The sequence below is a fragment of the Hyphomonas sp. genome (assembly GCF_041689225.1).
Taxonomy (GTDB): Bacteria; Pseudomonadota; Alphaproteobacteria; order Caulobacterales; family Hyphomonadaceae; genus Hyphomonas.
Genome location: NZ_JBDNGN010000091.1, coordinates 1 through 21,896 on the forward strand (window position 1 = coordinate 1; position 21,896 = coordinate 21,896).

At 61.6% G+C, this 21,896-nt stretch carries 21 protein-coding genes; 18 read left to right on the top strand and 3 right to left on the bottom strand.

Features of this window, described 5'->3' with window-relative positions; all coding sequences use genetic code 11:
• Nucleotides 1-205 precede the first annotated feature (205 nt).
• A complete protein-coding gene (locus tag ACESNB_RS08380) occupies nucleotides 206-1,390 on the bottom strand; it encodes a DUF3137 domain-containing protein (protein ID WP_373006221.1) in 1,185 nt (394 codons plus the stop codon).
• Between the two features lie 215 nt (nucleotides 1,391-1,605).
• On the opposite strand from ACESNB_RS08380, the gene groES reads away from it, so the two are divergent.
• The 13 genes from groES (at nucleotide 1,606) to ACESNB_RS08445 (ending at nucleotide 14,138) form a co-directional block, all read left to right on the top strand.
• Complete coding sequence (gene groES, locus ACESNB_RS08385; RefSeq protein WP_373006223.1) at nucleotides 1,606-1,896, top strand: co-chaperone GroES; 291 nt, start codon at nucleotides 1,606-1,608, stop codon at nucleotides 1,894-1,896.
• A 57-nt stretch (nucleotides 1,897-1,953) separates the two neighbouring features.
• Entirely contained in the window at nucleotides 1,954-3,588 is a 1,635-nt protein-coding gene (gene groL / locus ACESNB_RS08390; RefSeq protein WP_373006225.1) for a chaperonin GroEL, read from the top strand.
• 116 nt (nucleotides 3,589-3,704) lie between these two features.
• Nucleotides 3,705-4,139: a hypothetical protein gene (locus tag ACESNB_RS08395; RefSeq protein ID WP_373006227.1), complete on the top strand. Its 435-nt coding sequence runs from the start codon at nucleotides 3,705-3,707 to the stop codon at nucleotides 4,137-4,139.
• Between the two features lie 72 nt (nucleotides 4,140-4,211).
• Nucleotides 4,212-6,218, top strand: coding sequence for a TonB-dependent receptor family protein (locus ACESNB_RS08400; RefSeq protein WP_373006229.1), 2,007 nt, complete (start codon nucleotides 4,212-4,214; stop codon nucleotides 6,216-6,218).
• A 4-nt stretch (nucleotides 6,219-6,222) separates the two neighbouring features.
• On the top strand, nucleotides 6,223-7,584 hold the full coding sequence (locus ACESNB_RS08405; RefSeq protein ID WP_373006231.1) for a PepSY-associated TM helix domain-containing protein: 1,362 nt from the start codon (nucleotides 6,223-6,225) through the stop codon (nucleotides 7,582-7,584).
• A 164-nt stretch (nucleotides 7,585-7,748) separates the two neighbouring features.
• Nucleotides 7,749-8,405, top strand: a complete 657-nt coding sequence (locus ACESNB_RS08410; protein ID WP_373006233.1) for a hypothetical protein — start codon at nucleotides 7,749-7,751, stop codon at nucleotides 8,403-8,405.
• On the top strand, nucleotides 8,402-9,142 hold the full coding sequence (locus ACESNB_RS08415) for a hypothetical protein (RefSeq protein ID WP_373006235.1): 741 nt from the start codon (nucleotides 8,402-8,404) through the stop codon (nucleotides 9,140-9,142). Before ACESNB_RS08410 ends, ACESNB_RS08415 begins: the two co-directional genes overlap by 4 nt.
• Nucleotides 9,139-9,918, top strand: a complete 780-nt coding sequence (locus tag ACESNB_RS08420; protein WP_373006237.1) for a hypothetical protein — start codon at nucleotides 9,139-9,141, stop codon at nucleotides 9,916-9,918. Before ACESNB_RS08415 ends, ACESNB_RS08420 begins: the two co-directional genes overlap by 4 nt.
• Nucleotides 9,915-10,670, top strand: a complete 756-nt coding sequence (locus tag ACESNB_RS08425; protein WP_373006239.1) for a hypothetical protein — start codon at nucleotides 9,915-9,917, stop codon at nucleotides 10,668-10,670. The genes ACESNB_RS08420 and ACESNB_RS08425 overlap by 4 nt, the downstream gene beginning before the upstream one ends.
• Nucleotides 10,667-11,449 (top strand): hypothetical protein, encoded by a 783-nt coding sequence (locus tag ACESNB_RS08430; RefSeq protein ID WP_373006241.1) that lies wholly within the window; start codon nucleotides 10,667-10,669, stop codon nucleotides 11,447-11,449. Before ACESNB_RS08425 ends, ACESNB_RS08430 begins: the two co-directional genes overlap by 4 nt.
• Entirely contained in the window at nucleotides 11,446-11,628 is a 183-nt protein-coding gene (locus tag ACESNB_RS08435) for a hypothetical protein (RefSeq protein WP_373006243.1), read from the top strand. Before ACESNB_RS08430 ends, ACESNB_RS08435 begins: the two co-directional genes overlap by 4 nt.
• A 183-nt stretch (nucleotides 11,629-11,811) precedes the next feature.
• On the top strand, nucleotides 11,812-12,180 hold the full coding sequence (locus tag ACESNB_RS08440; protein WP_373006245.1) for a hypothetical protein: 369 nt from the start codon (nucleotides 11,812-11,814) through the stop codon (nucleotides 12,178-12,180).
• Nucleotides 12,181-12,278: 98 nt separating this feature from the next.
• Nucleotides 12,279-14,138, top strand: a complete 1,860-nt coding sequence (locus ACESNB_RS08445) for a hypothetical protein (RefSeq protein ID WP_373006247.1) — start codon at nucleotides 12,279-12,281, stop codon at nucleotides 14,136-14,138.
• A 5-nt stretch (nucleotides 14,139-14,143) separates the two neighbouring features.
• On the opposite strand, the gene ACESNB_RS08450 is transcribed toward ACESNB_RS08445, so the two are convergent.
• Nucleotides 14,144-15,379, bottom strand: a complete 1,236-nt coding sequence (locus tag ACESNB_RS08450) for an acyl-CoA dehydrogenase family protein (RefSeq protein WP_373006249.1) — start codon at nucleotides 15,377-15,379, stop codon at nucleotides 14,144-14,146.
• A 140-nt stretch (nucleotides 15,380-15,519) separates the two neighbouring features.
• Between ACESNB_RS08450 and ACESNB_RS08455 the strand changes: the two genes are divergently transcribed.
• From ACESNB_RS08455 to ACESNB_RS08470, 4 genes are all read left to right on the top strand, one after another.
• Complete coding sequence (locus tag ACESNB_RS08455) at nucleotides 15,520-16,131, top strand: CocE/NonD family hydrolase (RefSeq protein ID WP_373006251.1); 612 nt, start codon at nucleotides 15,520-15,522, stop codon at nucleotides 16,129-16,131.
• A 92-nt stretch (nucleotides 16,132-16,223) separates the two neighbouring features.
• A complete protein-coding gene (locus tag ACESNB_RS08460) occupies nucleotides 16,224-17,009 on the top strand; it encodes an SDR family oxidoreductase (protein ID WP_373006253.1) in 786 nt (261 codons plus the stop codon).
• Between the two features lie 98 nt (nucleotides 17,010-17,107).
• Nucleotides 17,108-18,730: an acyl-CoA synthetase gene (locus tag ACESNB_RS08465; protein ID WP_373006256.1), complete on the top strand. Its 1,623-nt coding sequence runs from the start codon at nucleotides 17,108-17,110 to the stop codon at nucleotides 18,728-18,730.
• Between the two features lie 43 nt (nucleotides 18,731-18,773).
• A complete protein-coding gene (locus ACESNB_RS08470) occupies nucleotides 18,774-19,940 on the top strand; it encodes a CaiB/BaiF CoA transferase family protein (protein WP_373006258.1) in 1,167 nt (388 codons plus the stop codon).
• Here the strand turns inward: ACESNB_RS08470 and ACESNB_RS08475 are convergent.
• Nucleotides 19,937-20,632, bottom strand: coding sequence for a VOC family protein (locus tag ACESNB_RS08475; protein ID WP_373006260.1), 696 nt, complete (start codon nucleotides 20,630-20,632; stop codon nucleotides 19,937-19,939). The genes ACESNB_RS08470 and ACESNB_RS08475 overlap by 4 nt on opposite strands.
• An 81-nt stretch (nucleotides 20,633-20,713) precedes the next feature.
• Between ACESNB_RS08475 and ACESNB_RS08480 the strand changes: the two genes are divergently transcribed.
• Nucleotides 20,714-21,886 carry an alpha/beta hydrolase gene (locus ACESNB_RS08480; protein WP_373006262.1) on the top strand — a complete coding sequence of 391 codons (1,173 nt, stop codon included), beginning with the start codon at nucleotides 20,714-20,716 and terminating at the stop codon, nucleotides 21,884-21,886.
• Nucleotides 21,887-21,896: the final 10 nt, after the last annotated feature.

The window sequence follows — 21,896 nt, forward strand, 5'->3', positions numbered from 1 at the left end:
GCAGGGCGCCTGAGGCCCCGGCGTTCGCCGGGGATGCGGTGAGATCTGGCGCCATCAGGTAGAGCAGGCGCCGCGCCATGGCCACGAGACTGGCAATGCGCAGCCAGCCTTCGGGCGCGAGGTGGTCGATATCCTGTTGGTAGAGCGGGAACATGGGCCCCATCATGACACCGATTTGGCGGGGGCGCAGAGACGGACGCTTGTCCTACAGCCTGTCCTGCGCCCAGTCGCGCGTCAGGAAGCCATCGATCATGTCGCAGACGAGACCGAGCTCGACGAGGGCCGTCGCGAAACGCTCCGGGTCTGCAAGGGGTTTGAAGATGGAGCCAGCCTCGAACTGGTTGGGCGCCTCCAAGGCGATGGTCATGTGCCCTTCCTCGAATATGCCCCGCAGCTTTCCTCCGGAAAAGTGGCGCTCGAGCGCGATCAGGCGTTCCATCCGGTCGGGAGTCAGCAGGGCGCGGGCCTCGACCTGATCGGTTGAGTAGACGGTGAAGGCCCGGTCGAGTTCCGAGGAGACGAGGCTGACCTTCTGGAGTTCCTTCGCCGCCTTGCCGCGCTTCCACCAGCGCGAGCGGGCCATGAGCGTGCGGCCGTGGAAGACGCCTGGGTATTGGACATGGAAGAGGAGGCCCTGGAACACGGTGCCGCCAATGTCGCCGCTGGTCTCCAGCTTGGCTTCGACCAGCGAGAAGGCGGCCCCTGCCCGCTCGCCCTTGATCAGGTCTTCGAAATGGCGGGAATCGTGGCCCGGCAGGAGGCTGGCATCCTCGAGCACATCATAGGCGGGGGTCGGGCTTTCAGGGCCGGTGGCATTGGACGAGCCGAAGCTGGCACTGCCGAACGGCGTGGTGATGCGGGTTTGGCCGCCGCGCTTGCGCTTGCGCTTGCCCGTCTTGGCACCGGGTGTGCCATAGCGCGCCTGATGCGCCTTGGCGGCAGCGATGAGGCTGCGGTAATCGGTGACCCGCGACACGTCGGGCGCGAGCGTTTCGTAGGTGAAGCCGAAACACTGGCAGGCCGCGCCGAGGATGAGTTCCTTGGTGGCCGACTTCATGGCGTAGACGCGCAGCCAGTCCATGCCGGAGATCAGGATGATCGAAATCGGCGTTCCGAAGACCAGAACGATCGTCCATGCTCCGAACAGGAACGGCTTCATGACGCCGAAGACGAGCAGGAGCAGCCAGGGGATCAATGCGGCCACGGCTGTCTTGCGCCAGACCTTGCGGAAGGACTCGCGGCGCTCGGATTCGCGGGCGTGAAGGGCGGGCGCCAGCGTTTCGGCCCAGATGCGCGGGCCGTGGGCGAATTCCGGGCGTTTCCCGGCGATCGCCTCAAGGCCCGGCACATTCACGGGTTTCCCAGAAGCGTCATATTCGATTCGCGTCATGCCAAGTCCCCAACTTGCCTGATTTCATAGCATCGACGGTCGCTTGGTGAACAAAAAAAATTCACGGTCCGCCTGTTGACGGAGCCTCCTGTCACTCCTATTTCCGCTCCAACGTTAGCAGTCTGGGCAGGTGAGTGCCAAAGCCCTCCCCTCTCCCTCTGCCAGCGCTACCCATTCAACCCCAGAACCTACGTAGAAAAGCGAGAGGCTCAATCATGAAACTTCGTCCCCTCCACGACCGCGTCGTCGTGCGCCGCGTCAAGGAAGAAGAAAAGTCCAAGGGCGGGATCATCATTCCCGACAACGCCAAGGAAAAACCACAAGAAGGCGTTGTTGTCGCCGTCGGCGCAGGCCTGCTTGATGACGCCGGCAAGCGCATTCCGCTCGACGTGAAAGCGAAAGACCGCGTCCTGTTCGGCAAATGGTCCGGCACGGAAGTCACCGTCGATGGCGAAGAGCTGCTCATCATGAAAGAGAGCGACATCATGGGCGTCCTGGCGAGCTAGTCTCCCACCCTGTCGCAATTTCCTGAATTTTCAAACTATTCAAAGAGGTAACTCACTATGGCTGCCAAACACGTTGTTTTCGGCTCCGAAGCCCGCGAGAAGATGCTCAAGGGCGTCGACACGCTCGCTAACGCAGTGAAAGTCACGCTCGGCCCTAAAGGCCGTAACGTGGTGATCGAGAAGTCCTTCGGCGCACCGCGCTCCACGAAGGACGGCGTCACCGTTGCAAAAGAAATCGAACTTGAAGACAAGCTGGAGAACATGGGCGCACAAATGCTGCGCGAAGTGGCCTCCAAGGCAAACGACGTCGCCGGTGACGGCACGACGACTGCCACGGTTCTCGCACAGGCCATCATTCGCGAAGGCATGAAGCGCGTCGCAGCGGGCATGAACCCGATGGACCTGAAGCGCGGCATCGAGAAGGCTTCTGCTGAAGTCGTCAAGGACCTCGCCCACCACGCCAAGAAAGTAAAAACCAACGAAGAGATCGCCCAAGTCGGCACGATCTCGGCGAACGGTGACACTGAAGTCGGCGCGATGATCGCAGAAGCCATGGCGAAAGTCGGCAATGAAGGCGTCATCACGGTTGAAGAAGCCAAGTCGCTGGAAACCGAACTTGATGTCGTTGAAGGCATGCAGTTCGACCGCGGCTACCTGTCGCCTTACTTCATCACCAATGCTGACAAGATGAATGTCGAACTCGAAGACGTCCTCATCCTGCTTCACGAGTCGAAACTGTCGAGCCTGCAGCCAATGCTGCCGATCCTCGAATCGGTTGTCCAATCGCAGAAGCCTCTCCTGATCATCGCTGAAGACGTTGACGGCGAAGCCCTTGCAACGCTGGTCGTGAACAAGCTGCGCGGCGGCCTCAAGATCGCTGCTGTGAAGGCACCAGGCTTCGGTGACCGTCGCAAAGCCATGCTGCAGGACATCGCTGTCCTGACAGGCGCCCAGGTCATCTCCGAAGACCTCGGCATCAAGCTGGAAAACGTCGGCATGGAAATGCTCGGCAAAGCCAAGCGCGTGTCGATCACGAAAGACGACACGACCATCGTCGACGGTGGCGGCAAGAAGAAAGACATCGAAGCACGCGTCTCGCAGATCCGTGCCCAGATCGAAGATACGACGTCGGACTATGACCGTGAGAAACTGCAGGAACGCCTGGCAAAACTCGCTGGCGGTGTTGCCGTGATCAAGGTCGGCGGTGCGACCGAAGTCGAAGTGAAAGAGAAGAAAGACCGTGTCGACGACGCGCTGAACGCAACGCGCGCAGCTGTTGAAGAAGGCATTGTTCCTGGTGGCGGCGTGGCCCTGCTACGTGCGTCCAAGAACATCCAAGTTGTTGGCCTCAATGACGACGAAAAAGCCGGCATTGACATCGTCCGCAAGGCGCTGGAAGCTCCGCTTCGCCAAATCGTTGAAAACGCTGGCGTCGAAGGCTCGGTTGTTGTCAACAACATCCTGTCGAACAAGTCGCGCTCGTACGGCTTCAACGCCCAGACCGAAGAATATGGCGACCTGGTTGCCATGGGCGTTATCGACCCTGTGAAAGTGGTTCGCTCTGCCCTGCAGAACGCATCCTCGGTTGCAGCCCTGTTGATCACGACAGAAGCCGCAATTGCCGAATCTCCGAAGAAAGAGTCCGGCGGCGGCGGTGGCGGCATGCCTGACATGGGCGGCATGGGCTTCTAGTCCAGGCGCCAAGCCAAGCAAAACGAACAGGCGGCCCTCCGGAAACGGGGGGCCGTTTTTTCATCTGCGACACTGTCGCAATTGCGGGGGCGGACCGGACCGATTAAGGCAGGGCGATGCGCCGCGGGCTGCTCCCTCGTATCCTTCGCTTCCAGGCGATTGCCGGCGTCATGCTGGTGGCGTTGCTGGTGCGGGCTGCCGTGCCCACGGGCTGGATGGCCGCACCCTCGGCGGATGGCGGGTTCACGATTGCGCTGTGTTCCGGCCGGACCGTAACGCTCGACCTGCAATCGCGCCGCGTGGCAGGGTTAGATGGCGACGACCAGCCTGCCGACAGCGGACAGGATGGCGACCATTCCGATCCGTCTCACATGCCACCATGTGCCTTTGCCGTGGCGTCCATCCTCGACCAGGCCGGCCAGAGCGCCGCTTTCGTCGCCCCTGTTGTTCTGGACGCGGCTGACCGGTCGCTGCCGCAAACGCGGGCACCGCCTGCCGCGCGCACTATAACTGCTCCCCTGCCCGCTCGCGGGCCGCCGCTCTTCACCTGACATAGACCCAAACCCATTTTGTCAGACCCGGCGCACGTCACTGACGGCGCCAGAAGAGAACCAAAACCTGCCATGAATAACCTGAAAAACGGCTCTGCAATGAGCCTTGTCGTGCTGGGGGCAATGCTCGGTTATGCCCCGTTGGCTGTTGCGGATGACGCAATGCTCTATCAGGACACGATCATCGTGACCTCCAATGCCAGAACGCTGGAAGCCGAGGCGCTGGTCGCCAAGACAGCCGGCGGCGCGGACATCGTCTCGCACGACGACTATGCCGACCGGTTCCTTGTCTCCCTGCGCGATACGCTGGCCTTCTCGCCCGGCGTCTACACCCAGCCGCGCTATGGCCAGGAAGTGCGGATCTCGATCCGCGGATCGGGTCTGAGCCGCGGTTATCACATGCGCGGCCTGACGCTGTTGCAGGATGGCGCACCGATCAACCTGGCCGATGACAATGGCGACTTCCAGGAACTGGAACCGATCTTCTTCGACCACCTGGAAGTGTTTCGCGGGGCGAATGCGTTGCGTTTCGGGTCAGGCACGCTGGGTGGTGCGATCAATGGCGTAACGCCGACCGGGCGCACTGCGCCGGGCGTGTATGTGCGCGGCGATTTGGGCAGCAATGATACGGCGCGCCTCCTGGTATCGGGCGGCGTGGCGGGAGACCAGCTGGATGGCTGGGCGGCGCTGAGCACCGACACGTCCGACGGCGACCGCGACCATGCGGCCCGCGGCTCCGTGCGCTTTCACGGCAATCTCGGCTATGCGTTCAATGACAAGGTGACGACGCGGTTCTATGCCAGTGTCAACCAGATCAACCAGGAATTGCCCGGCGCGTTGACGCGGGCGCCCGCCCTGTCTGACCCGAAAACCGGCAACTTCTTTGGCGATCAGGGACGCGACGTGGATTCACTTCGCGTGCAGAACCAGACGATGATCGACCTTGGCAGCAGCCAGTTGAAAGTGGGTGTGTTCCTGAATGGCAAGTCACTGTTCCACCCGATCTTCCAGGTGATCGACCAGGAGACGCTGGACCGGGGCGGCTTTGCCCGCTGGGATTGGGCAGGTAACCGGTTCGAGGCAACGGTCGGGGCAGAAGCCCGTTTCGGCGAAGTCGACTACAAGCGCTACGTCAATAATAATGGTGCCAGCGGCGCGCTGACCTTCGACGCCGCGCAGGAAGCGTTTACGAGCAATGTCTATTCCGAACTTCGGTATCACGCGACCGACAAGTTGACCCTGATCGGTGGCGGCATCTATGCCAATGGCAAGCGCGAGCAATTTGAAAAGTACAACATGTTCGCCGGCGGCCCGACCGGCGTGAAAGGCGAAAAGGCATTCAATGCCTTCTCGCCGAAATTCGGCGCGCTGTACCAGGCGACGCCCGATATCCAGTTCTATGGCAATCTCAGCAAGTCGGCTGAATTCCCCGGTTTTGGCGAACTGGCGCAGCTGGCCGCTTTCGTGCCAGTGGAAAAGCAGACTGCCTGGACGCTGGAAGCCGGCACACGCGGCCGCGCCAGCATGGCCGAATGGGACATCACGATCTATCGTTCGCAACTGGACGGCGAGCTGCTGCAATACACCATTGGCCCGGACGTTCCGGCATCGACGTTCAATGCCGATGAAACCGTGCACCAGGGTATCGAGGCGGGACTGTCGCTGGCGTTGAACGACTGGCTGCACCTGCGGCAGGTCTATACATGGTCGGACTTTACCTTCAGCGGCGACGGCCAGTATGGCGACAACACACTGCCCGTTGTGCCCGAGCACGTTTACCGCGCCGAACTGCGGATCGGCACGGATAGCCTGCATGCATCTCCGAGCCTGGAATGGGTTATTGACGGTCCGTGTGCCGATTACAATAACACGACAAAGCTGGATGGCTACGTCCTGCTGGGCGCGACCGCGAGCTGGAGCATCACCGAAACCATGGACCTGTTCCTTGATGCGCGTAACCTGACCGATGAGAACGCCATCGGGGACGTCAGCGCTGTGATCACGGCCGACCCGGCATCTGCGATCTATTATCCGGTCGAGCGGCGCGCCCTGTTCGGCGGCATAAGAGCGAGGTTCTAGGCGGATGGCGAGCGCGACCCGATCAGGCCTTCAGCACCGCATCTGGCGCTGGCACTTCTTCGCAGGCCTTATGGTGATCCCGTTTGTCGTCATCCTGGCGGTGACAGGATCGATTTACCTGTTCAAGCCACAGGTGGAGGCGGCGATTGAAAGCCGGATCAATGCGACAGCGGAGGCGCGAAGCGTCGATGGTGCTGCGGTTCCGGCTGATGACCTGGTGGCGGTCGCGCTTGCCGCCCATCCCGGATGGGCCCTGAAGACATACGTTCTGCCGAAGGCACCTGATGACCGGACCGCCGAGGTGGAACTGGTGGGCGATGGCGGGGCCCGGACCCTGTGGCTCGATACGCAGAGCGGCGCGGTGCTGCACGACATACCGTCCGGCAGGCGCATCATGAATTTTGTTTCCCGCATTCATGGCACGCTGCTGGGCGGCGACCGGGGCTCGCTGGTGGTGGAGATCATGGCGTCCTGGACGATCATCCTGGTGGTGACCGGCCTTTACCTGTGGTGGCCGCGGGGCGAGGCGTGGTGGCGGGCCTTCGTGCCGGACTTTGCCGCACCGTCCGGCAAGCGCGGCGCGTGGAAGAAAGTGCACGGCGCGGTTGGCGCATGGATCGGCCTTCTGGTGCTGGTGATGCTGTTGTCCGGCCTGCCCTGGACGCAGGTATGGGGCGCAGGCTTCACGCGGGCTAAGGACATGGCCGGGTTGAAGTCAACCGGACAGGAATGGTTCGTGACGCTGCAATCCGGTGATAAGCATGCCGGGCACAACATGGGTGGCAATGACCTTTGGTCGACGGGCAGCGCGGACGCCGAGAACGCGCGCATCGCGGCAGCCGGAACAGTCATGTCCGGTATCACGCTGCAGGACGTGGTGGACAAGGTGGTGCCGGAAGAGTTGACGCCGCCAGTGCAGGTGCAGCCGCCACGGGGCAAGAATGGTGTCTGGACGGTTCGGGCCATGCCGCAATATCGACCGGCGCAGGAGACGGTGCATTTCGACAAATGGAGCGGCGCGGAAATAATGCGGATCCGCTTCACCGATCACAATGTGGCTGATCGGGTGGCCGCGATTGGCGTGGCCTTCCATGAGGGGGCGCTGTTCGGCTGGATGAACCAGGTGCTGGGCGTCATTGCTGCACTGGGCGTGATGGCGCTGAGCGTTACGGGCGGAGTGATGTGGTGGCGCCGGCGACCGAAGGGTCGCATCGGCGTGCCACCGATGCCGACGGATCGGACACTGGCAGCTGGCGTAATCGGCCTGGTGATCGCGCTGGGCCTGTTCCTGCCCATGGCGGGCCTCACGCTTCTGGTCGCGATTGGGCTCGACAAGACATGGAGTGCATACACGGCGATGCGCTGATCCCATTTCGGTTTCGGCACGCGCCCTGTCGATCCTGGACTTGAAGCGAGACAATCGGGAGGATTCATACCATAGTTACCCCAACATCTGTTTCGTGGGGGGACAAGCGTGGGACAATTTCAATTCATAGCGCGTAGCGTCCCGGCACCTGGGGCGATGGCAGCGTGAAGTTGCCAAAGTTCCTGACGCGGTTGCGGTCGCCCGGCGCGCCGGGTGAAGCAGCGCCTGAACCGGAGGTCGTCGCGACGCCGGTTGACGCCATTCCCTCCCGGACCCGCACCGAACGGCTGAATACATGGCTGACTCTTGGCGCGAATATCGGTGTGCTGCTAGGGCTCGTCATCCTGATCGTGGAAGTACGCCAGAACGCGGCACTGTCGCGTGCGGCGATGGAACAGCAGAAGAATGATGTCCTCGCCGAAATCGAATTCAATATCGCCAAGCCGGAAATTTCGGAGGTCTGGGTCAAGTCCATCCGCCATCCGGAAGACCTGACCGAACCGGAGATGCGGACAATGGACGCCATCCTGGTCGCGCTGATGCTGCAATGGGACCATCGCTTCCAGATGGAGGCGGCTGGACTGGCCAGCCGGGCAGATGCCCGTCAGCACGTGCTCAACTCGGCCCGCTACTATTTCGGCAGCCGCTTTGCCAAGCACTGGTGGTCGCTTCAGGCCCCCGGCTGGGAAGGCACGCCTATGATGGAAGTGGCCGGCCCGATTGTCGAAGCGACCGACGAGAACTTCCTCGCCGACTATCTCGACAGTTTGAGACTGCCCGTGCCGGGAACAGCGGCCGCTGAGCCGGAGACGCCACAATGATCCTGCGCCGTCTGACCAAGCATGTGAAAGACCAGAACTGGTTCGCGGTGGGGCTCGATTTTGTTATTGTTGTGGTCGGCGTGTTTGTCGCCATGCAGGTTGCCAACTGGAATTCGGCGCGTATTGAGCGCGAACTGGAGCGGGCCTATCTCCTGCGCCTGCATGAGGAAGTCTCCGTCACGATTGGCGAGCAGGAGAGCGAGCGCGCTGACGTATTGGCCAGAGCAAAGAGACTGGAAAAGGTTTCAGGCTATTTCGCAGCCTTTGGCACGCCGCAGGCCATTGCCCCGGAGCCCGCTGGAGATCACTGCGCGGCCGTTATTACCTCGCATATATTTGATGCAGACATCTCGCTTCCTCCGACGGTCAGTGAGCTGATATCGACAGGTCGCATCCTGCTCGTCTCCAATGAGGCGCTCCGGATGCAGATTGTCCGGTTTTCCCAGGCCATGGGGGAGTATGGACAGCTGCGCCATGACATCCAGATCGACCGGCTGGTCCTCTCCCGGAAGTATCCCGAGTTCATCCGGCTGTCCCCGGCGGCGCGAAAGGAAAGCATCTGCGACTTTCCTGCGATGGCCCAGAATCCGGCTTTTGTGAATGACTTTCTGGACAATACGCCCCGCTTCTATGCCTACGCCGCAGTCGTCATTCAGGGCCGCTATGACTTTCAGCAGCAGGTGAAAGCGGCGCTTGAAGCAGAACTGGGTTCAACAACAGGGGATGCGCCCAAATGATCCTCCGCAGCTTGACCGAGCATGTGAAAGACCAGAACTGGTTCGCCGTGGGACTGGATTTCAGCATCGTAGTGATCGGTGTCTTGCTGGCGATGCAGATCAGCAACTGGAACGCAGCGAAGGGCGACCGTGAGCGCGGGGCCGACTATTCGGCGCAACTGACGGCTGTTCTTCTTGCCGAGATGGCGACTGTCGATGCAATCACTGACTATTACGCGACCACATTCTCGGCGGGCAACACCGCCTATGAGGGCTTGTCTGCGCGGTCCGACATCCCTCACGAAACCATCCTGATAAACGCCTACCGGGCAAGCCAGTATATCTTTTACGAGCGGCGACGGTCGACCTACGACGAAATCATCAATTCCGGCGCACTCAACCTGATCGCCGACCGGGAGCTGCGTGAGACCGCCACGCTTGTTTTTGCGACGGAGCTGTTCGACACAGTGATGGCCGAAGGTCAGTCGCGCTACCGCGAGCTGTTTCGCATGATCGTCGAACCGGACCTGCAGTTTCAGCTGGGCGAGCAGTGTGGAGACCGGATCGTCGCGAGCGCCTATGTTCCTGGCGGGGCCAACTCTCTCGACTATCTTTGCGAATTGAATGCCGATCCTGAATCAATCACCGCTGCCGTTATGGCGCTTCGCGCAGATGAGGATCTAATCCGCGCCCTGCGCCTGCGCAACGTCCAGCTAGGCGGGCGGCTCTCTGACCTGGATGGGACGAAAGATGCCCTCGGCCTGACATCTCTCTTCGATGGGGAGGCCGCCCGATGATCCTCCGCCGTCTGACCACCGCGTTTCGCAAGCAGGACTGGTTCACCGTTGGCGTGGAAACGCTGATCGTGGTGTTCGGTGTGTTCATCGGTTTGCAGGTGAATAACTGGAATGCAGGGCGGGTCTCGCGTAATGATGCAGCTGACCTGTCGTCGCGGCTGCGCATTGAAGCAGAGGAAACGCGCGCCGAGATCGCCGCCTATCTTGCGCTGAACGAATTGATCCTGACCGAGGCGAAGCGTCTCGCTGTCCGGCTGGGCGACAGCGAAACCTGTCTTGTCATGAATGATGAGACGAAGGCGCTGATCCTGGGCATCGGAGATTTTCCGCCGCCCCGATTTTCGCTGTCATCGGCAAATGAGGCGCTCGAGACGGGCCGGCTTTCGCTGATCGGGTCGCCTGAGATCCGCGCCAGTGTCCGCGAAATGGCAGACCAGATGGCGTTCATGGACAACCAGTGGCAGCGGTATGTCCGCGTCAAGCAGGAGACCGAGAAAGCCGCTTACACAGCGGCGGGCTTCCGCCTGATGACCGAGGATGAGCTGGAGCTCCGCCCCGGAGGGGACATCGTGGCAGGTCTAGATCAGTACCAGATAACCACACCGGAGCGTGTTTGCGGCAACACCGAAGTCATCGCGCTGGTCAGCAATGCAGCGGTCACCCAGCACCTCTACTTGATCTACGTTACCCAGGTCGCCGACAGGCTCGACGCCTATACAGCCGCTCTTTCCGGCACGAAGGCGCGACCATGATCCTCCGCCGTCTGACCACCGCCTTCCGCAAGCAGGACTGGTTCACCGTTGGCGTGGAAACGCTGATTGTGGTGTTCGGTGTGTTCATCGGTTTGCAGGTGAATAACTGGAATGCAGCGCGCCAGGACCGCGCCCGCGCCGCAGTCTATACCGAAAGGCTGAAGGCGGAACTGCACGCTGAACTTGAATACGCAACCGCCCTCCTCGAATACAATTCAATTGCGTCCAGAGCGGGCGATGTGGCCTATCTGGGGCTGTCAGGACAGTCGATCATGGATGATGAAACCATCCTGATCAACGCTTACCGCGCGAGCCAGTACAACTGGTATGAACGCCGCCGGGCGGCCTTTGACGAGATCGTGGCATCGGGTTCGCTGGCGCTGATTTCCGATGTCGGCCTGCGCGAAACCGCGATCGGCATTTACAACACACCGATTTTTTCCATCATCCTTTCAGAGGGGCAGTCATCGCGCTACCGTGACCTCTTCCGCATGACGATTGAACCGTCATTGCACTATGATCTCAACAAGAATTGCGGCGACAAGGAGTATGACAGCAATAGCTCAGCTGTCGGGCTGCTGACAATAGATTATCCCTGCACACTCACCGTCAGCCCGGAAGAGATGGCAGACGGCGTGCTGGCACTTCGGAGTGACCCCGAGATCGCAAGAGCCCTGAAGCTGCGCAACGCTCAAATGTCGGGAAGGACGTTTGATCTTGAATCGGTGATCAGGACATTGGGGCTGAAGAAGCTGTTCGAAGCGGAAATCACGCCATGATCCTACGGCGCATCACTGATGCCTTTCGCAAGCAGGACTGGTTCACGTTCGCGGTGGAAACGCTGATCGTTGTGTTCGGTGTGTTTATCGGCCTGCGGGTCAATAACTGGAATGCGGCGCGAATTGAGCAGGCGCAGGAGCAGGAATACCTCATCCGGCTGAAGGACGATTTCGCCTAGAGCGTCGCGGGCCAAACCCGGGATATCAGGTTCCTTAACCAGCAGCTGTCCGATCAGGCCGTTATCCTGAAATCGCTGAAGGGCTGCGCCGTCGCGCCTGAGGATTCAGAGGCGTTCCAGCGCGGCGCGGACACGCTCGGCTACATCAATCCGCCCCGCTTTTTTAGGCGGACTGTCGATGAGATGGCTGCGGCGGGGACGATCGACATCATTCGCAATGATGAGATCAAGGAAGAGCTGGCCGGTATCGTCGCTCTGGTGGAGTGGCGCTCCGCCGGCTTTGACCAGACCTCGCGCTTGACGGAACACTATCGCTTCATCATCGAAGAGCAGGTGCAGTATAATCTGACCCGAACATATGCCGACCCATTCCTTGGCGATTTCGTCGGCGTGGATTTTGACATCGAGACACTCTGCCAAAATCCCCTCACGGCCTCAGCCGTATCGGCGATCAGCTATACGACACGGGAACGCCAGCGCGCGTATCGCCCCATACTGGACCGGTTTGAAGCCTTCCTGCCCATGCTGGACGAGAGCCTCAGCAAGCGTTGAGATGAAGGTGTTGCGGGCTTTTAAGAGCCCATACCCCTTTATGTTGCTTTCGATCCCAAGCATGCTACCCGTTACAGGCGAAGCAGGTGGGGACCATCTTGAACCAATTCTTTCGGGAACTGCGCCGCCGGAATGTATTGCGGGTGGCGGGCGTCTACGCCGTTGTCGGCTGGCTGCTGATCCAGATTGGCGTGGCCATCTTACCGACGTTCGAGGCACCAGCCTGGGTCCTGAAAGTGTTCATTGCGCTGATCCTGACCGGCCTGCCGATCGCGATCATCTTCGCTTGGGCCTTCGAGATGACGCCCGAGGGCATCAAGCCAACCATGGCGGTGGCCGACGGCGAAAGCATCACCCAGCGGACGGGCCGAAGACTTGATTATGTCATCATCGCCGGCCTGGCGCTGGTTGCCGTGATGATCATCGGAGACCGGCTGGTGCCGCAAGCCGGCCAGGCCGCCAGTGCGGTTGCAGCCCGCGCCGTCGGCACCGGGGCCTCCGTCGCTGTCCTGCCCTTCATCGACCTCTCCCCGGACGGGGATCAGGAATACTTTTCCGATGGCATTTCCGAAGAAATCCTGAACGTCCTCGTCCGTATCCCGAAGCTGAAAGTGGCCGGGCGCACGTCCAGCTTTTCTTTCAAAGGCAAGAATGACGACCTCCGCGAGATCGGCGGCCAGCTCGGCGTCGATCACGTACTGGAAGGCAGCGTGCGCAAGTCAGGCAGCAAGCTGCGCATCACAGCGCAGCTGATCCGGTCGGACGACGGTTTCCATATGTGGTCGCAGACCTATGACCGTGAACTGACGGACGTGTTCGACATCCAGGATGATATTGCAAAGTCTGTCGCCAATGAACTTGCCCTGTCGCTGGGCCTCAAATCAGGCGAGTCACTGATTGTTGACCGGACGAACGACATTGAAGCCTACGAGAAATACCTGAAGGCACGCCAGCTCTACATTGCGCGTGGCCAGGACAATCTCGATGCCGCCTTGTTGCTGTTGCACGAGGTCACGGCGCGCGATCCGGGCTTTGCGCCTGCCTGGGCGCTGATCGGTAATACCTATGTCGTCTACGAAGCCTACCAGCCGGGCTATCCGCCAGATGGCGATTGGCAGCAGTGGCGCGCGATCGGACTTGCGGCCTCGGAACGGGCGATTGCCCTCGATCCAAGCAATGCCGAAGCCCATATAAGCCGCGCATCGCTGATGCTCTATTCAGGCGACCTCATCCCTGGCGCAGCAGAGCTGGACAAGGCGGTTGACCTTGCCCCTGACAACGCGGCTGTCCTCGACCTCGCAGCGCAAATGCTGTTAGCCCTGGGCTATCGCCAAGAAGCCAGAAGCCTTGCGCACCGAGCGGTCGGGAGTGATCCGCTAGTGTCCATCTACCGGAATACGCTCGGCAATACGATGGCCTTTGGCGGCGCAAGTCCGGACGTGCCCGATCCGTCGGCAGAAGCACTGAGACAATATGCAAAAGTCCGGGAGATCGCCCCTGACATGATCTACGGCTACATGAATGCCTATCGAACCTTGTTGAAGGACGGGCTGTTCGACGAAGCCGAGGCGATGTTCCAGATGGCAGTTGACAGGGGGCTGGTACCGTCCGACGCGATGGCGGATGTGAAGTCGGCCCTGTCCGCCGCCAGGCAGGACGAAGCGGGCGCGCCAGCGCTTCGCGCCACGTTTGCGTCGAACCCGAATACGCAAGGCACGATCACCATTTTGCTGAAAGACCCGGACCTGACGATTGCCTTGATGCAACCTGTCTGGGACGAAGCATACCAGAGCGAACCAGTGCTTTTCCTCCTCAGGCCCGCCAGCGTATACCAGCACCCGGCTTGGAAAGCGGAGGTCCGCAAGCAAGGCGTCCTCGCCCTCTGGAAATCGCGCGGCTTTCCCGACTGGTGCAAACCAGTCGGGGCCGACGATTTCGTATGCAATAGCGGGGAATAGCCCGCCTAGAGCAGGTCGCCGCCAGCGGCAGCCGCTGTCGTGCCATCCTTCTTGTAGGCGCGGATGACGTTCTTGCCGGTGATCCATTTGTGCACTTCGTCCGGGCCGTCGACGAGGCGCTGGGAGCGGATGTGCGTGTACCAGGCGGCGAGCGGCGTATCGAGGCTGTAACCGAGCGCACCGTGGAGCTGGATGGCGGTGTCAACGACCTTGTGCACCATGTTGGCGAGGAAGACCTTGGCGATGCCGTTCTCCTGGCGCAGGTCGAGGCCGTTCTCTGCCTTGTAGGCAATATGCATCAGCATCAGGCGGGCGATGTAGAGTTCGCTGGCGCATTCGGCGAGCATGAACTGGACGCCCTGACGGTCTTCGAGCCCCTTGCCGAAGGTGGAACGCTTTGTGACATGTTCCGTGGCCAGATCCAGCGCGCGCTGAGCCATGGCGACATTGTGCATGCCGTGGCGCAGGCGGCCATAAGCGAGCCGGTGCTGGCCCATGGAGAAGCCGCCGCCCTCGCCGCCGAGCAGGTTTTCTTCCGGCACGATGAGGTTTTCGATCTTCACCTCGGCATGGCCGCCGCCCATCTCTTCATAATGCGCGCCGTGCACGGCCATTGTCGGGATGTCACGGAGGATCTTGTAGCCGGGGTTTGGCAGTTCGACGATGAAGGTGGAGTATTGCTGGTGGCGCGGCGCGTCGGGATTGGTCTTGGCCATGACGACAGCAATGTCGGCGGCGCTGGCGGCGCTGGAGAACCATTTCTCGCCGTTGAGGACATAGTTGCCCTTGCCGTCTTTCACCGCGGAAGTCTGCATGCCGGTGGCATCGGCGCCGGCGGCCTTCTCGGTCATCGAGTAGCAGATGCGCTTGTCGCCATTGAACAGCGGCTTCAGGTATTTCTCTTTCTGGAAATCCGTGCCGTGGGCGAGCAGCGTCAGCATGGTCGCGTCATCGGGGCCCTGCGAGTTCATCGAGAGGGCGCCGAGATGGCTCTGGCCGAGTTCCATCTGCACGAGCGCATTGGCGAGGGGGCCGAGGCCCATGCCGCCATGCTCGACCGGGATGAAGGGCAGCCAGAGGCCCTGGGCGCGGGCTTTCTTGCGCAGTTCGGCCAGCACGGTCTTGTACGGCTTGCCGGCATCCATGGCTTTCTCGGCAGGGATGCATTCATCCTGCACCCATTGGCGCACGCGCTCGCGGACTTCTTTGGCGTCGTCCGGAATGGTGAAATCGATGGCCATTGTCATTTACTCCCTGTTTTCTGGACAAGAGGCTAAGGCGGAAGCGGGCGCTTGCCTATAGGTGCCGCATGGTCAGGCTCTGGACGGTGCTTGCCGACAGGCGCTAGGGTTTCACCGGTAAACTTATGGGAGCTGCCCTCATGCAAAAGATCCGTCTTCGTCGCCTGATGGCCGCCTGTTCTGCGCTGGCGCTGGGCGCTTGCGTGGCGGCGCCGGAACCGGCGGCCACGCCTGCCGCGCCCGAGCCAGCCGCTGCGCCTGTTGCGGCGACTGTTGCGGCGACTGAGGTGCTGCCCGCTGCGAAGGTGCGGATGGGGCATGTGCAGGTGGCGATGCGGGACGGGGCGCGGCTGGATACGGATGTGTACCTGCCGGAAGCGGCGAGCAAGTTCCCGACCGTTCTGATCCGCACGCCCTATGCGCGAGAGCTGAGCCTCAAGGGCAACCAGTATGATGCCTTCCTCGCGGCGGGGTATGCGGTGGTGCAGCAGCATGAGCGGGGGCGCTTCCTGTCGGAAGGCGAGACCTATGCGATCACGCCGCCGCCTATGCTGGCAGGGAACGTGTTCCTCAAGGGGCACCGCGTAAGGGTGGAAGTCTCGTCGAGTAACTTCCCCACTTACGCGCGCAGCCTGAACACGGCGGGCGACCCGCACACAACGATCGAAACAGCGGTGGCGACGAATGCCGTGCATCACGGGCCCATGGCGCTGTCGCGGGTGGAATTGCCCGTGGTGGCGCTGCCGGAATGAGCTGACATAACGGCCTGTCGCTGCGGCAGGCGTTTTCAGGACGCAGGAGTGGGTCTACAAATCCGGCAAAACATGAACCGGAGGAAGACCCCATGCAGATCAGTAAAACCACGCCGCTCGTTGTTACCGGCGGCGCATCCGGCCTTGGTCGGGCCACCGCCGAAGCCTTTGCCAAGGCGGGCGCCCCTGTCGCGATTTTCGACATCAATGAGGAAAAGGGCGAGGCCGTCGCCAAGGCGATTGGCGGCCTGTTCTGCAAGGTGAACATCTTGGACGAGCAATCGGTGCTCGACGGCTTTGAAAAGGCCCGTGCGGCGCATGGGCAGGAGCGCGTGACCGTGCATTGCGCCATGACCGCCAAGGGCGGCAAGACGCTGCGCTTTGACAAGGAGAGCCACGCGTTCAAGCGCCTGCCGACCGAAGACTATGCGTTCGGTGCGCAGGGCATCCTGATATCCTCTTATCGTGTCGCGTCGATCTCGGCGCTGGGCATGGCGAATGCCGAACCGATCACCGAGGATGGCGAGCGCGGCGCGATCACGCTGACGGCCTCGGTTGCCGCCATGGATGCGCAGATCGGACAGGTGGTCTATGGATCGTGCAAGGCCGGCGTGAACGGGCTGGTGCTGCCGCTGGCGCGTGACCTGATGGACCTCGGCATCCGCGTCAACTCGATCATGCCGGGCATCTTTGCGACGCCGCTGATGCTGGGCGCGCAGCAGAAGGTGCTCGACAGCCTTGCCGCATCGGTGCCCTTCCCCAAGCGACTCGGCAAGCCGGAAGAGTTTGCGTCGCTAGCGATGCAGTTTGCGACCAATGGCTATTTCAACGGCCAGACGATCCGCCTTGACGGGGCGATCCGGATGGCCCCGCGCTGATCTGACGGAAGACGCAGCGTCCATTCACGTTTCAGGCTTTGCTGCCCTCGCGGCAAAGCCTTACACTTGCTCAAAATATAATCAGGGAGAGAAACACCGTGGCCAAGGCTTTTGACTGGAATTTCGGGGATATGCTTGATGCGCTGGGCGAGGTGCTGGGCGACGATGCCCCGGCCCTGATCCATGGCGATCGGGAGGTCTCGTGGCCCGAGATGACCGCGCGGTCGAACCGGCTTGCACGGAACCTGCGCGAGATCGGCGCCAAGACCGGCGACAAGGCCGGTTTCTACCTGCGCAACCAGCCGGAATATACCGAAGCGCTGGCCTCCTGCTTCAAGGCGCGGCTGACGCATGTGAACGTCAACTACCGCTATCTCGACGACGAACTAGTCTATATTTTCGACAATTCGGATTCCACCGTCGTGTTCTATGACGTGGAATTCATCGAGCAGGTGGAGCGCGTGCGGGCGCGCCTGCCGGGCGTGATCGCCTGGGTGCAGATTGGCGGCAACAGCGTGCCGGCCTTTGCCGTGGCCTATGAAGACCTCGCCAGCAAGGGCGATGCCTCGCCGCTGGGCATTGAGCGGTCGGGCGATGATCTCCTGTTCCTCTACACCGGCGGCACGACGGGTATGCCGAAGGGCGTGATGTGGTCGCATGGCATCTGGCGGCAGGCCGGCATGGAGGGCGTGGCCAAGGCGGGCGGCGTCGTGCCCAAGGACCTGGCCGAACATGTGGCGAACGCACTGGAAATCGGTCGGCATGCGCGGATCATTCCCGCCTGCCCGCTGATGCACGGCACCGGCCTGTTCACGGCGATGGGCGTGATCCTGAATGGCGGCACGATCGTGACGCTGACCGAGAACCAGAATTTCAGCCCGCAGAACCTGTGGGAGACGGTCGCGAAAAACGGCGTGACCAATATGGCGATTGTCGGCGACGCCTTCGGCAAGCCGATGCTGAAGGAACTCGACGAGAATCCCGGCAAGTATGACCTGTCCAACGTCGTCGCGGTCGTGTCATCAGGCGTGATGTGGTCGAGCGAGATCAAGCGCGGCCTGCTGAAGCACATGCCGCAGGCAGCCATGATGGACAGTTTCGGCGCGTCGGAAGCGGTGGGCTTCGGCTCGTCGGCGATGACGGCGGATGGCGAAGTGAAGACCTCTAAATTCGAACTTGGCCCGCAATGCAAGGTGTTCTCGGAGGACCATCGCGAAATCCAGCCGGGCAGCGGCGAGGCTGGCTTCGTGGCGCGCGGCGGCGCGGTGCCGCTGGGCTATTACAAGGACCCGGAGAAGACGGCGAAGACATTCCCGACGATCAATGGCATGCGTTATTCCATTCCGGGCGACTGGTGCACGGTGGAGGCCGATGGGTCGATGACGTTGCTCGGGCGCGGCTCGAACTGTATCAATACCGCTGGCGAGAAAGTCTATCCCGAAGAGGTCGAGGAAGCGCTCAAACTGCACGATGCCGTGCGCGACGCGCTGGTGGTCGGCCTGCCGGACGACAAGTGGGGCCAGGCCGTGACGGCGGTGGTCTCGCTGGACGGCGAGGTGTCCGAAGACGAGCTGCGCGCCTTCGTAGCGACCAAGATCGCACGGTTCAAGTCACCCAAGCGCATCTTCTTCAAGGCAGACCTTGGCCGCGCTGTAAACGGCAAGGCCGATTACAAAACGATCAAGGCGTTCGCAGAGGCGCAGGCCGGCGTGAAAGCCTAGGCGGCTTGTTGCCCCGGCGACGCGGAATGCGGTAGAGGCAGTCATGACAGATACGCCGAAACCAAACGGACCGCTGCATGGGCTGAAAGTCGTCGAGATGGGGCAGCTCATCGCGGGGCCCTTCTGTGGCCAGTTGCTGGGCGACATGGGCGCGGAAGTCGTGAAGATCGAGCCACCCGGCAAGGGTGATCCGATGCGCGAATGGGGCCAGGGCGACAAGCCGTCTTGGTGGCGCGTGATTGGCCGAAACAAGTATTCCGTCGCCGTGGACCTGCGCACCGAAGAGGGCCAGCAACTGGCGCGCGACCTGATTGGCAAGGCCGATGTTCTGGTCGAGAATTTCAGGCCCGGCGCACTGGAAAAGTGGCACCTTGATCCGGTGGAGTTGCGCAAGGCCAATCCGGGCCTGATCGTCTCGCGCATGTCGGGCTATGGCCAGACAGGGCCCTACGCCCAGCGACCGGGTTTCGGCTTAATCGGCGAGGGCTTTGGCGGCTTGCGCGGGATTGTCGGCGAGCCGGACCGGATGCCGTCGCGCGTCGGTATTTCGATTGGGGATTCACTGGCAGCGACCTATGGCTGCATGGGTATTCTCGCGGCGCTGCACCACCGTAACCAGACAGGCCAAGGCCAGGTGATCGACGTGGCGCTCTATGAAAGCGTTCTGCAGGTGATGGAAAGCTATGTGGCGGACTATTCGACCTCAGGCTTCATGCGCCAGCGGACGGGGGCGATCCTGCCAAAGATTGCGCCATCGAATGTCTATCCGTGTAAGGATGGCGACTTCCTGATCGGCGGCAATCAGGACCCGATCTTCAAACGATTGTGCGATGCGATGGGGCGGCCTGAACTGGCGCTGAACCCACGCTATGCGACGCACCTGGCGCGCGGGGAACACCAGGCGGAACTGGACGCGATCATTGCGGACTGGACGCGCACGCTGATGGTGGTGGAACTAGAATCCCTGCTGCTGGAACATGGCGTGCCGTCGGGCAAGATATTCGATGCCGAGGATATGCTGGCCGATCCGCATTATGCGGCGCGGGAGTCTGTCGTGACGCTTCAGGACGCGGCCCTCGGACCGGTGACGATGCAGAACACGTTCCCGAAATTCTCGGCCACGCCGGGATCAATCCGCAAGCCTGCGCCTCGCAGCGTCGGCGAGGACACGGCGACCATCCTGGAACGCTGGCTCGGACGACCGGCCTAGGCTGGGACAGGCGGCCCCGGGAACTTGGCGGAACTGGCGATGACCTCATCGGGTATTTTCAGCATGGCCTGGTACATTTCCGGCGGGTAGACCATGTGCGGTTTGGCCGGATCATAGGCAGGCTGGGGCTCGTTCCCCTGCCCCGCATAAGGCGCGGGCGCCTTGTAGGCCTCGGCTTCTGCTACCGAGATTCCCGCCTTTTCCAGAACCACGGGATCAATCCATTGTTTCGGATCGACCGTAGTGACCGGCGCGGCGACCTCGAGCGTCAGCTGGTCTGGCCCCGCGAAATAGATCGACTGGCAGAAACCATGATCGAGCGGGCCGATGACATTGATACCATGGCTGCGCAGGCGATCACGCATGCCAAGGAGGCCGGCTTCATCATCTGCGCGGAAGGCGAGGTGCTGCATCGTGCCCGCGGCGCTGGGCAGCGCGCCATTGCCGGAATGGGTGACGCCGAGCGTGACCGGTATCTTGTCGACATCCGGCAGCTGGACGATGGAGAAGAAGCTGTGATCGTTCATGCGGAGGAAGGCGTGGAGCCCGCCGGGCACGCCGTGCATGTCGAACAGCGCGACAAGCGGAAAGTTCATGACCTCCGAGAAGAAGGCGATATGCTTCTTTATATCGGATGCCATGATGGCGATGTGATGTATGCCGCTGGGTTGCGGCCGGGACTGTTGGGTCATTCCTCGGGCCTTTCCTGCTTTCCCCTGATCGTTCTTTGAGCAAGTATGCGCTTCATAAAAAACAAGGGCAAGGAACGCAGAATGACTATCGTAAGGGAACCCTACGGATTTGTTCACGCAGATACAGGACGGCTGAAAGAGACCTATGGCGGCCCGGCGGGACAGGTGTTCGTGGAATGTATGCGCATCCGCCCGGATGCCGTGAAAGCGAAAACGGTCATCATTTTCAGCCATCCGATCGGCGGCGGCAGCTTCCTGCCGCTGGTGACGTCGCTGGCCCATGCCGGGCACCATGTCATCTATTGCAATCCGCGCTATCGGGGGAATGATACGGCGCTGATCATGGAGAAATGCGTGCTGGACCTCGGCGCCTGCATCGCCGACGCGAAGAAACGGTTCGGTTATGACAAGGTGGTGCTGGGGGGGTGGTCCGGGGGCGGCTCGTTGTCACTGTTCTACCAGGACCAGGCCGAGCATCCGACGATCACCAAAACCCCGGCGGGCGACCCGGCAGACCTTGCCGGCGCGGGCCTGATCCCGGCGGACGCGATCCTGCTGCTGGCGGCGCATATCAGCCGGTCGCACACGATGACGGAATGGATTGATCCGTCCATCCTTGACGAGGACAAGCCGTTCGAGCGGGACGCTGACCTCAACATCTATGCGGCGGACTGCCCGAACCAGCCACCCTATACACAGGACTTCGTGACGCGGTTCCGGGCGGCGCAGATTGCCCGCAACCGGCGGATAACGGACCGCGTGCTGGCGCAGCTGGCGGAACTCAAAGCGAGCGGCGACCCGGATGCAGAGCGCTGTTTCGTGGTGCAGGGCACGATGAGCGACGTGCGCTGGCTGGACCCCACGCAAGACCCGTCCGATCGCATGCCCGGCACATGCTACCTGGGTGACCCGAAGATTGCCAATGACGGGCCGGTGGGGCTCGGGCGGTTCACGACGCTGCGCTCATGGCTGTCGCAGTGGAGCTATGACAAGAGCCGGGCCGACGGCACGGGCAATGCGTCGCGCATCTCCTGCCCTGTCCTGGTGATCAGCAATTCGGCTGACCTCGCTTGCACGCCGAGCCATGCGCAGAGGCTGTTCGACGCTGTGGGATCGGAAGACAAGCAGATGGTGACGATCAAGGACGCCGACCACTATTACATCGAGCGCCCTGACCTGTTGCCGACAGCCGTGAAGACTGTGTCGGACTGGTTGAGGGCCCGCCGACTGTTCCGGGGCACCGTGCCGTCCTGATCCAGAGCCG